Origin of the sequence: [Mycobacterium] manitobense (assembly GCF_025821665.1) — a bacterium.
Taxonomy (GTDB): Bacteria; Actinomycetota; Actinomycetes; order Mycobacteriales; family Mycobacteriaceae; genus Mycobacterium; species Mycobacterium arseniciresistens.
Genome location: NZ_JACKSJ010000085.1, coordinates 115,041 through 125,517, shown reverse-complemented (window position 1 = coordinate 125,517; position 10,477 = coordinate 115,041). Strand labels below are relative to the sequence as shown.

General features: G+C 67.4%; 11 protein-coding genes. 9 read left to right on the top strand and 2 right to left on the bottom strand.

The annotated features are described in order from the left end of the window. Both H7I41_RS11255 and H7I41_RS11250 read left to right on the top strand, forming a co-directional pair. Window positions 1-2,381, top strand: a 2,381-nt coding sequence (locus tag H7I41_RS11255) for a transglycosylase domain-containing protein (RefSeq protein WP_372503727.1), incomplete at its 5' end; no start/stop codon positions are given. A gap of 13 nt (window positions 2,382-2,394) precedes the next feature. Then, window positions 2,395-4,059 (top strand): glycosyltransferase family 87 protein, encoded by a 1,665-nt coding sequence (locus tag H7I41_RS11250; RefSeq protein WP_308214609.1) that lies wholly within the window; start codon window positions 2,395-2,397, stop codon window positions 4,057-4,059. A gap of 82 nt (window positions 4,060-4,141) precedes the next feature. Here the strand turns inward: H7I41_RS11250 and H7I41_RS11245 are convergent, their stop codons facing one another. Next, window positions 4,142-4,795 (bottom strand): DUF2076 domain-containing protein, encoded by a 654-nt coding sequence (locus tag H7I41_RS11245; protein ID WP_264012659.1) that lies wholly within the window; start codon window positions 4,793-4,795, stop codon window positions 4,142-4,144. 175 nt (window positions 4,796-4,970) lie between these two features. Between H7I41_RS11245 and rpsF the strand changes: the two genes are divergently transcribed. The 6 genes from rpsF (at window position 4,971) to H7I41_RS11215 (ending at window position 9,210) form a co-directional block, all read left to right on the top strand. After that, window positions 4,971-5,261 carry a 30S ribosomal protein S6 gene (gene rpsF / locus H7I41_RS11240; protein ID WP_264012658.1) on the top strand — a complete coding sequence of 97 codons (291 nt, stop codon included), beginning with the start codon at window positions 4,971-4,973 and terminating at the stop codon, window positions 5,259-5,261. Window positions 5,262-5,383: 122 nt separating this feature from the next. After that, the gene (locus H7I41_RS11235; RefSeq protein WP_264012657.1) at window positions 5,384-5,902 is read left to right on the top strand and encodes a single-stranded DNA-binding protein; all 519 of its coding nucleotides are present in this window, start codon (window positions 5,384-5,386) and stop codon (window positions 5,900-5,902) included. Window positions 5,903-5,955: 53 nt separating this feature from the next. Continuing rightward, a complete protein-coding gene (gene rpsR, locus H7I41_RS11230) occupies window positions 5,956-6,219 on the top strand; it encodes a 30S ribosomal protein S18 (protein ID WP_264012656.1) in 264 nt (87 codons plus the stop codon). 31 nt (window positions 6,220-6,250) lie between these two features. Continuing rightward, entirely contained in the window at window positions 6,251-6,706 is a 456-nt protein-coding gene (gene rplI / locus H7I41_RS11225; RefSeq protein WP_264012655.1) for a 50S ribosomal protein L9, read from the top strand. A gap of 483 nt (window positions 6,707-7,189) precedes the next feature. Further along, complete coding sequence (gene dnaB, locus H7I41_RS11220) at window positions 7,190-8,569, top strand: replicative DNA helicase (protein WP_264012654.1); 1,380 nt, start codon at window positions 7,190-7,192, stop codon at window positions 8,567-8,569. A 200-nt stretch (window positions 8,570-8,769) separates the two neighbouring features. After that, window positions 8,770-9,210: a pyridoxamine 5'-phosphate oxidase family protein gene (locus H7I41_RS11215; RefSeq protein WP_264012653.1), complete on the top strand. Its 441-nt coding sequence runs from the start codon at window positions 8,770-8,772 to the stop codon at window positions 9,208-9,210. Window positions 9,211-9,228: 18 nt separating this feature from the next. On the opposite strand, the gene H7I41_RS11210 is transcribed toward H7I41_RS11215, so the two are convergent. Further along, complete coding sequence (locus H7I41_RS11210) at window positions 9,229-9,759, bottom strand: TetR/AcrR family transcriptional regulator (RefSeq protein WP_264012652.1); 531 nt, start codon at window positions 9,757-9,759, stop codon at window positions 9,229-9,231. Window positions 9,760-9,869: 110 nt separating this feature from the next. Here H7I41_RS11210 and H7I41_RS11205 point away from each other — a divergent pair, with 110 nt between their 5' ends. Next, window positions 9,870-10,445, top strand: a complete 576-nt coding sequence (locus tag H7I41_RS11205; RefSeq protein WP_264012651.1) for a DUF308 domain-containing protein — start codon at window positions 9,870-9,872, stop codon at window positions 10,443-10,445. Window positions 10,446-10,477 lie beyond the last annotated feature (32 nt).

Sequence of the window (10,477 nt, the reverse complement as noted above, 5' to 3'; positions counted from 1 at the left end):
GCCGCCCGCGCTCAGGGGCGCCCGCCGACGACGGGATGACGGCGGTGCTGCCGGTCGTCCCCGCCGGTGCGCCGCCGACGCGCGATCCCATCGATGTGGTGAAGGCCGCCCTCGACGGCACGCCTCCGCCACCGCCGCCGCGCCGCCGGGGCCGCGGCAGTGGTGACGGGCCGTCGGACCCGCCTCCGGGCGGGACGCCGAGCTGGCGTGAGCAGATCAACTGGAGGTGGGTGCGGCGCGGTCTGATCGTGGCCGCCGCGGTGCTGATCCTGCTGCCGCTGATCACGTTCGGCATGGCCTACATGATCGTCGACGTGCCCAAACCCGGCGACATCCGGACCAATCAGGTGTCGACGATCCTGGCCAGCGACGGCAGCGAGCTCGCCAAGATCGTGCCGCCGGAGGGCAACCGTGTCGACGTCACCATCGACCAGATCCCGGTCTCGATGCGCGACGCGGTGATGGCCGCCGAGGACCGCGACTTCTACTCCAATCCCGGCTTCTCGTTCACCGGGTTCCTGCGCGCCTTCAAGAACAACATCTTCGGCGGCGACGTGCAGGGCGGTTCGACGATCACCCAGCAGTACGTGAAGAACGCGCTCGTCGGTTCGGAGCGCTCCGGGCTGGGCGGTGTCACGCGCAAGGCCAAGGAACTGGTCATCTCGACGAAGATGTCGAGTGAGTGGTCCAAGGACCAGGTGCTGCAGTCCTACCTCAACATCATCTACTTCGGCCGCGGCGCCTACGGCGTGGCGGCCGCCTCCACCGCCTACTTCGGCAAACCCGTCGAGCAGCTGACGGTGGCCGAGAGCGCCCTGCTGGCCGCGCTCATCCAACGGCCGTCGACGCTGGATCCCGCGGTCGATCCCGAGGGCGCCGCGGAGCGGTGGAACTGGGTGCTCGACGGCATGGTCGAGATCGGTGCGCTGTCGGCCACCGACCGGGCCGCCCAGGTGTTCCCACCGACGGTGCCGCCGGAGCAGGCGCGCGCGCAGAACCAGACCACCGGGCCCAACGGTCTGATCGAGCGCCAGGTCACCAAGGAACTGCTGGAACTGTTCGACATCAACGAGCAGACGCTCAACACCGAGGGCCTGCAGATCACCACCACCATCGACCCGAAGGCGCAGAGGGCCGCCGAGGAGGCGGTCACCGAGAACCTGGACGGTCAGGATCCGGACATGCGCTCGGCGGTGGTGTCGATAGACCCGAAGACCGGCGGGGTCAGGGCCTACTACGGCGGTTCGGATGCCAACGGCTTCGACTTCGCGCAGGCGGGTCTGCAGACCGGTTCGTCGTTCAAGGTGTTCGCGCTGCTCGCCGCGCTGCAGCAGGGGATCGGCCTCGGCTATCAGGTCGACAGCTCACCGGTGAGCGTCAACGGCATCGAGATCAGCAACGTCGAGGGCAACAGCTGCGGCACCTGCAACATCGCCGAGGCGCTCAAGCGGTCGCTGAACACCAGCTACTACCGGCTGATGCTGAAGCTGAAGAACGGCCCGCAGGACGTGGCCGACGCCGCGCACCAGGCCGGCGTCGCGGAGAGCTTCCCCGGCGTCGAGCACACCTTGAGCGAGGACGGCCAGGGCGGCCCGCCGAACAACGGCATCGTGCTCGGGCAGTACCAGACCCGGGTGCTCGACATGGCGTCGGCGTACGCGACGATCGCGGCGTCGGGCGTCTACCGCAAGCCGCACTTCGTGCAGAAGGTGGTCAACTCCCAGGGCGACGTGCTCTTCGACGCCTCGCAGGAGAGCAACGACGGCGAGCAGCGCATCGACAAGAACGTCGCCGACAACGCGATCTCGGCGATGCAGCCGATCGCGGGTTACTCCAACGGCCACAACCTGGCCGGCGGCCGACCCTCGGGGGCGAAGACGGGCACCGTGCAGCTGGGTGACACCGGCGACAACCGGGACGCCTGGATGGTGGGATTCACGCCATCGCTGTCGACGGCGGTCTGGGTCGGTACCACCGAGGGCACCAAGCCCCTGCAGACGTCGGGCGGGTCGGCGATCTACGGATCCGGTCTGCCGTCGGACATCTGGAAAGAGACGATGGACGGCGCGCTGGAGGACACCGAAGAGGAGTCGTTCCCCAAGCCCGAGGAGATCGGCGGCTACGCCGGCGTGCCGCAGGCTCCGCCGCCCCCGTCGTCGACCGTCCCGCCGACGCCGTCGATGACCGTCATCCAGCCGACGCTCGAGGTCGCGCCCGGCATCACCATCCCGATCGGCCCGCCCAGCACCGTCCCGATCGGTCCGCCCGTGCCGGGTGCACCGCCCGTGCCGGGTGCGCCGACCCCGGTGCCCGATCCGGGCGCGGCCGTTCCGCCGCCGCCAGGCGCGCCAGGATTCCCCGGCCAGCCGCCGCCTCCGTGACGGACGCCGCCCCGTGACGGACGACGCCTCGGTGACGGATGCCGAGGGACCGGTGTCCGCCGGCTCGGCCGAGTCCCCGGCGCCGCTGGCCGACGACCGCCGCAGCGCCGACGACCGCGACCTGCCCAGCCGCAACGACACTCTCGGCGCGGCGCTGTCCGGTGTCGTGGGCGGGCCGGTGGGCCGGCATGCGCTGATCGGGCGGCAGCGGTTCTTCACGCCACTTCGGGTGATGCTCGCGATCGCGGTGGTGTTCATGGCGCTGGGCTACACCACCAAGGCGGCGTGCCTGCAGACCGTCGGCGACGGGCCTGCCGATCAGCGGGTGGCCAACTGGCAGAACAACCGGGCCTACTACGAGCTCTGCTACTCCGACACGGTGCCGCTCTACACCGCCGAACTGCTGAATCAGGGCAAGTTCCCGTACAAGTCGAGCTGGATCGAGACCGGCGCGTCGGATGAACCGCGCATCCAGTACAACGGCGACATCGCAGTGCGCTACATGGAGTATCCGGTGCTCACCGGCCTCTACCAGTACTTGTCGATGGCGCTGGCGAAGACATACACGGCGGTGTCGGCGACGGTGTCGCTGCCGCTGATCGCCGAGGTGGTGATGTTCTTCAACATCGCCGCGTTCGGGCTGGCGCTGGCGTGGCTGGCGACGGTGTGGGCGACGTCGCAGCTGGCGGGCCGCCGGGTGTGGGACGCCGCGCTGGTGGCGGCGTCGCCGCTGCTGATCTTCCAGATCTTCACCAACTTCGACGCGCTGGCCACGGCGTTCGCGCTGGGCGCGATGCTGGCCTGGGCGCGCCGAAGACCGGTGCTCGCCGGGGTGCTGATCGGTCTCGGCGTGGCGGCGAAGCTCTATCCGTTGCTGCTGCTCGTGGCGTTGGCGCTGCTGGCGCTGCGCACGGGCCGGATGCGGGAGGTGGCCAAGACCGCGGGCACGGCGGCGCTGACGTGGCTGCTGGTCAACCTGCCGATCATGGTGCTGTTCCCGCGCGGCTGGTCGGAGTTCTTCCGGCTCAACACCCGTCGCGGGGACGACATGGATTCGCTGTACAACGTGGTGAAGTCGTTCACCGACTGGCGGGGCTTCGACCAGGGGCTGGGGTTCTGGGAACCGCCGACGGTGTTGAACACCGTCACTTTCGTGTTGTTCGCGTCGTGCTGCATCGCGATCGGGTACATCGCGCTGACGGCGCGGCAGCGTCCGCGGGTGGCGCAGTTGGCGTTCCTGGTGGTCGCGGCGTTCCTGTTGACGAACAAGGTGTGGAGTCCGCAGTTCTCGCTGTGGCTGGTGCCGTTGGCGGTGCTCGCGTTACCGCACCGGCGAATCCTGTTGGCGTGGATGACGATCGACGCGCTGGTGTGGGTGCCGCGGATGCTGTACCTCTACGGCGAGCAGAACCGCGGACTGCCCGAGCAGTGGTTCACCACGACGGTGCTGCTGCGCGACATCGCGGTGATCGCGTTGTGCGCGTTGGTGATCCGGCAGATCTACCGGCCGCAGCTCGACCTGGTGCGATACGGCGGGCGGGTCGACGACCCTGCGGGTGGGGTGTTCGACGGGGCTCCGGACGCTCCGCCACGCTGGTTGCCCGACTGGCTGCGGCCGCACCCGCGGATCGGGCCGTCCCAGCCGCCGCTGTCGGACCGGGCGACCGTCGACGCCTGACGGCTCCCCGTCGCGAGTGTGAATCGTCGGCGACTTTCGCGCACTTTTCTCGCCAGGGATTCACACTCGGCGCACCGCTGAGTCAGCCCCGGTACGGCGCAGGCACGTTCGGTCTCGCGCGGATCCACTCGGCGGTCGACGGCCGCAGCGCCAGCACGAGCGTCAGGATCGGAAATACGACTCCGAGGAGCACAGGGAAGTTGATGGCTAGGGCGAGTCCGGCTGCGGCCGCATCGCCCAGAAGTGCCACGAAGAGGATCATGAAGAGAAGGCTGGTCAGGATGGCGATGGCGCAGCCGGCGACGACGAGCCATCGGCCCACCATCTTGCGCTGATACAGCGTCACGGCTCCGACCGCCAGCATGATCCCGGCGACAATGACGGCCAGGCCGACGATCACGAAGATCACATCGCCCGCGTTGGAGGACCGAGACGGTGTGTTGCCCCAAGCAGGGTCGCGATCCGGCGAGCCGGCCGCCGCCAGTAGCAGCATGCCGAAGCCGAGCATGGCGAACGTGCCGAGTCCTGCGAGCACAGCCGCGGCGTTCGCGGTGCCGCCGCTCGGACCGGCGGGCCGCACCGGTGGGTACTGATAACCGCCGGAGTAGCCCTGCTGCGGAGAGTTGTGCTGCGGGTAGCCCTGTTGCGGGTAGCCGGGCTGCTGCGGATAACCCTGCTGCGGGTAGCCCGGCTGCTGCGGATGGCCCTGACCGTAGGGCCCGTACGGATAGTTCACTCAACCCCCTCGACGACACGTGAGGCCAGCCTATCGGCGGTCGACCGCCTGGCCGTGCACGGATTTCGCAGCTCAGGCCGCTGTCCTGTAACCTGGGCCGGTTGCCGACGCAGGCGACCCTCCTGCCACGGACAGTCCGTGGCCGCACACGACCATAGGAGGTGATGGGTTCCTTATGCGTCCATACGAAATCATGGTCATCCTCGACCCCACGCTCGATGAGCGGACGGTGTCCCCCTCGCTGGAGACGTTCCTGAACGTCATCCGCAAGGACGGCGGCACGGTTGACAAGGTCGACATCTGGGGCCGGCGTCGCCTGGCCTACGAGATCGCCAAGCACGCCGAGGGCATCTACGCCATCGTCGACGTGAAGGCCGAACCGGCCACGGTGTCCGAGCTGGATCGCCAGCTCAACCTGAACGAGTCCGTGCTGCGGACCAAGGTGATGCGGACCGACAAGCACTAAGTCGCTTGACGGCCTGTGCGCGTCGGGGCAGTTCCGTAGGCTCGCCTGCGACTGCTGTCCAACGCGTACACCGCCCGCGATGAGCGCTTGCGCGAAGAGCTGACAACCAACAGGAGGACTTCGTGGCTGGTGACACCGTCATCACGGTGATCGGAAACCTGACCGCCGACCCCGAACTGCGGTTCACCCCGTCGGGCGCGGCCGTCGCGAACTTCACGGTCGCGTCGACCCCGCGCATGTTCGACCGTCAGACCAACGAATGGAAAGACGGCGAGGCGTTGTTCCTGCGCTGCAACATCTGGCGCGAGGCCGCGGAGAACGTGGCCGAGAGCCTCACCCGCGGTTCGCGGGTGATCGTGCAGGGCCGGCTCAAGCAGCGCTCGTTCGAGACGCGCGAGGGTGAGAAGCGCACCGTGGTGGAGCTCGAGGTCGACGAGATCGGCCCGTCGCTGCGCTACGCGACCGCCAAGGTCAATAAGGCCAGCCGCAGCGGCGGCGGCGGTGGCGGCGGCGGCTTCGGTGCCAGCGGCGGCAGTGGCGGTGGGGGCAACTCACGCCCGGCCGAGCCCAAAGACGATCCGTGGGGCAGCGCGCCTGCGTCGGGTTCATTCTCCGGCGCGGACGACGAACCGCCCTTCTAGACAACACATATCAGCGGACTGCGATCCGCGAACTTTGAGAAAGAGAAAGACACATGGCCAAGTCCTCCACCAAGCGGCGGCCGGCACCCGAGAAGCCGGTCAAGACCCGCAAGTGCGTGTTCTGCTCCAAGAAGGGCAAGAACCAGATCATCGACTACAAGGACACGCAGCTGCTGCGTACCTACATCAGTGAGCGCGGCAAGATCCGTGCCCGCCGCGTGACCGGCAACTGTGTCCAGCACCAGCGCGACATCGCGATCGCGGTCAAGAACGCCCGCGAGGTCGCGCTGCTGCCGTTCAGCGCGTCGACGCGGTAGTCCCGGCCCGATAGAACGAAAGACTGAAGAGATGAAGCTCATTCTCACTGCTGACGTCGACAACCTGGGCGTGCCCGGGGACACCGTCGAGGTCAAGGACGGCTACGGCCGCAATTTCCTGCTGCCCCGTGGTCTGGCCATCGCCGCGTCGCGCGGCGCCGAACGGCAGGCCGACGAGATCCGCCGGGCCCGCGAGCTGAAGACGGTTCGCGGACTGGAGCACGCCAACGAGCTCAAGATCGCGCTCGAGGGCCTCGACACGGTGGATCTGCCCGTCAACGCCTCCGCCGAGACCGGCAAGCTGTTCGGGTCGGTGACCGCGACGTCCGTCGTGGCGGCGATCAAGAAGGCCGGTGGCCCGAACCTCGACAAGCGGACCGTGTCGCTGCCCAAGGCCCACGTCAAGGCGCTCGGTGAGCACCCGGTGACTGTGCGTCTGCACCCCGACGTGCAGGCCACCGTCACGCTCAACGTCGTCGCCCAGTAATAACGCTCGCGACAATACGCCCGGGTTGGGACCCCTCGAGGTCCCGGCCCGGGCGTAGCTGTGCGCGCTGGCGAACAATGTGCTATCGGTCGCGCGCAGCGAAGATAACCGGCCGTTAACCTAGGTGGCGCTGGGGCGAAACACAACACGCCCGAGTCGGCAACCCGGCACGACACGCCGAAGAACTTTCCATCCACAACACTGCACGTCCCCTGTGATGCGCTTATCTGCGGATTTATCCGGATAACGAACGAGATTCCACAGGTTGTCCCCAGCGACTCAACATGGCCGTCCAGCGATATCCACACGTCATCCACAGGTCTATGCACAGGGCCGGTATCGGGTGCTTCCAGCAACGCCTAACGTGATCGTGCGCGGAGCGGTTCGGGGGTTCGCCGACGTGAGTTGTCGGGGGGCGGCCCTAAAGTCGCGATAGACAACGATCGAACCTGCGTTCGAGCCGATCTGGGGGAGGGTGGCGCCGTGGCTGTGGTCGACGACCTCGGGCATTCGGGTATGGATGGTGCCCCGCCCAGCGAGGACTTCGGCCGCCAACCGCCGCAGGACGCCGCCGCTGAGCAGGCGGTACTGGGCGGAATGCTGCTGAGCAAGGACGCGATCGCCGACGTGCTCGAGAAGCTGCGGCCCGGCGACTTCTACCGGCCGGCGCACCAGAACGTCTATGACGCGATCCTCGATCTCTACGGCCGCGGCGAGCCCGCAGACGCGGTCACCGTCGCCGCAGAATTGGACCGCCGGAGCCTGCTGCGGCGCATCGGCGGTGCGCCGTACCTGCACACGCTGATCTCCACGGTGCCGACGGCCGCGAATGCCGGGTACTACGCCGGCATCGTGGCGGAGAAGGCGTTGCTGCGCCGCCTGGTGGAGGCGGGCACCCGGGTGGTGCAGTACGGCTACGCCGGCGCTGACGGCGCCGACGTGAGCGACGTGGTGGACCGCGCGCAGGCCGAGATCTACGACGTCACCGAGCGGCGCGCGTCCGAGGACTTCGTCGTCCTCGAGGAACTGCTGCAGCCCACCATGGACGAGATCGATGCGATCGCCTCGCAGGGCGGGATCGCCCGAGGTGTGCCGACGGGCTTCACCGAACTCGACGAGGTGACCAACGGGCTGCATTCCGGTCAGATGATCATCATCGCCGCGCGCCCGGGCGTGGGCAAATCGACGCTGGGACTGGATTTCATGCGGTCGTGCTCGATCAAGCACCAGCTGCCGAGCGTCATCTTCTCGCTCGAGATGAGCAAGTCCGAGATCGTGATGCGGCTGCTCTCGGCCGAGGCGAAGATCAAGCTGGCCGACATGCGTTCGGGCCGGATGAGCGACGACGACTGGACGCGCCTCGCGCGGCGGATGAGTGAGATCAGCGAGGCGCCGCTCTACATCGACGACTCGCCGAACCTGACGATGATGGAGATCCGGGCCAAGGCGCGGCGGCTCAGCCAGAAGGTCGGCCTGCGGATGATCGTGGTCGACTACATGCAGCTGATGTCGTCGGGCAAGAAGTACGAGTCGCGCCAGCAGGAAGTGTCGGATTTCTCGCGAAGCCTGAAGCTGATGGCCAAGGAACTCCATGTGCCGGTGATCGCGATCAGCCAGCTGAACCGCGGGCCGGAGCAGCGCACGGACAAGAAGCCGATGGTGTCGGATCTTCGTGAGTCAGGCAGCCTCGAGCAGGATGCCGACATGGTGCTGCTCTTGCACCGGCCGGACGCATTCGAGCGCGACGACCCGCGCGCCGGCGAGGCGGACCTGATCCTCGGCAAGCACCGCAACGGCCCGACCAAGACGATCACCGTTGCGCATCAACTGCATTTGAGTCGCTTCGCCAACATGGCCAAGTAGTCGCTGCCCGACTTCCGTCGGACCACACTTCGGCCGCAGCCTCGCGTGTTCCAGACGAGCGGCGCTTGGTGGATCCAGCTGAATTGCTCGATGGTGTCAACGAGGAAGCGGCGAGATCGGCGCGGTTGATCCCATGCCGGGCTTTTCGGTGCCCGCCTCCATGACCCCTGTGGCGATTGCCTCACGAGTAGCCTCGTCCCATGCCGCGCAAACTCACTGACGACGAAATCACGGCGCTTCTCGACAACCGTCCGGGCTGGGCGATCCTGACGACCATCGACGAGGACGGATTCCCACATACCGTGCCGCTGGGTTACTTCCGCCGGGGCGGTGATGTCGTCATGGGTGTGCGAGATGGCACGCGCAAAGTGGCCAACATAGAGCGCAATCCGGCCGTGAGCGTCATGCTCGAAGACGGCTCAACCATGGCGGATATCCGCGGGGTGATGTTCCAAGGTCACGCACGCATCGTTCGGGAAGCCGCTGAAACGCTGGAGCTCGCACGGCACGTTGCCCGATCGCGCGGCGTGCCAGAGTCCGAGTGGCCCACCGCGCCGAGACCGGGTGCCACCTACATCTATGTGACGCCCGTGCGGACCCTGTCTTGGGACTACGGCGACTCGACGTCGGACCAGGGCTAACCTCCGCCGAACTCCTCGTCAGTCGCCCCGAAGTCCGCGGGGGTCGCCCAGGTGTCGGCTGATGAAACTCGTTGCGGGAGGCGGGGTATCGCGGACGCCCTGCTCATCGAGTCCGGTAGCGACCCTGAGAAAGGGACCGAAGAGGCGCCAGCCCAGTTGCATGGCAAGCGCGTCGGCCGTGGCGACGCGTGCTGTGTAGTCGTCCTCGTAGTGGTCTCGCGCGTCGGCCAGGAGCTGGTCGATGTTGGGGAATCTGCTTTGAAGCCGCGTGACGTCGAATCCGTCGAGCAGCGCGCGGGCGATGACTTTCCAACTGCGTTCCGCACGAGCTTCCACGACGGCGCGCGGTGCGCCGGCATCCCGTGCCGATATCAGGTCTGCGGCGAGGTACTCCAGCACCGACGTCACGACGGCTTCCTTCGTACCGATGTGGCGGAAGATCAACCCTGCGTTGACGCCTGAGCGATCGGCGATGTCGCGCATGGTCGTGGCGGCCGGACCTCGCTCGGCGAACAGGTCTGCCGCATGGGGCAGCACGGTGGTACGCACACGTTTGGCCGCGTCGGGCGGCCCACCACTTGCCGTAGTCACCTGACTACGTTAGCGTGTAGTCAATCGACTACACGTCGACCACTCCGTGCATCAATGAAGGACAACGCATGTCAGATCAGCTGCTCGAGCACCACCGGTCCGCCGGTACCGACCACACGTTGGCGTCCTATTACGCTGTGCGAGGCGCGGTTTCGATCGCCTGGGTCGCCGCCGCACTGACCATCGGCTCCACGTCGGCATCCATCGCCGGAGCATTGCTGCTGTTCTATCCGGCATGGGATGCTGTCGCCAACGTGGCCGATGCGCGGCAGCACGGAGGCCTGCGTAGCAATCCCACCCAGGCGTTCAACATGGTGGTGAGCGGCGTGACGACCGCGGCTGTGGGCATCGCACTGACCGTGAGTCTGAACGCCGTGCTGGGCGTCTTCGGCGTGTGGGCAGCAATGTCGGGGCTGCTGCAAGTGGCGACGGCTGTACGCCGGTGGAGACGCGCTGGCGCGCAGTGGGTGATGATCATCAGCGGTGCTCAATCCGCAGCTGCCGGTGCGATGTTCGTTCTGGCGGCCCGTGCGCCGGAGACACCCGGCGTTGCCGACATCGCCCCCTACGCCGCGTTCGGCGCGTTCTATTTTCTGGTTTCAGCTGCCTGGTTGACCGTCTCCGCTGCGCGCCGCCGCCACTAGCGCCGAAGAACAACGACACGGGAGGGCGACGG

Bases quoted from the DNA above. Each gene is read 5' to 3' on its own strand.
- rpsF (WP_264012658.1), top strand. From the start codon at position 4,971: ATGCGTCCATACGAAATCATGGTCATCCTCGACCCCACGCTCGATGAG.
- rpsR (WP_264012656.1), top strand. From the start codon at position 5,956: ATGGCCAAGTCCTCCACCAAGCGGCGGCCGGCACCCGAGAAGCCGGTC.
- rplI (WP_264012655.1), top strand. From the start codon at position 6,251: ATGAAGCTCATTCTCACTGCTGACGTCGACAACCTGGGCGTGCCCGGG.
- H7I41_RS11215 (WP_264012653.1), top strand. From the start codon at position 8,770: ATGCCGCGCAAACTCACTGACGACGAAATCACGGCGCTTCTCGACAAC.
- H7I41_RS11205 (WP_264012651.1), top strand. From the start codon at position 9,870: ATGTCAGATCAGCTGCTCGAGCACCACCGGTCCGCCGGTACCGACCAC.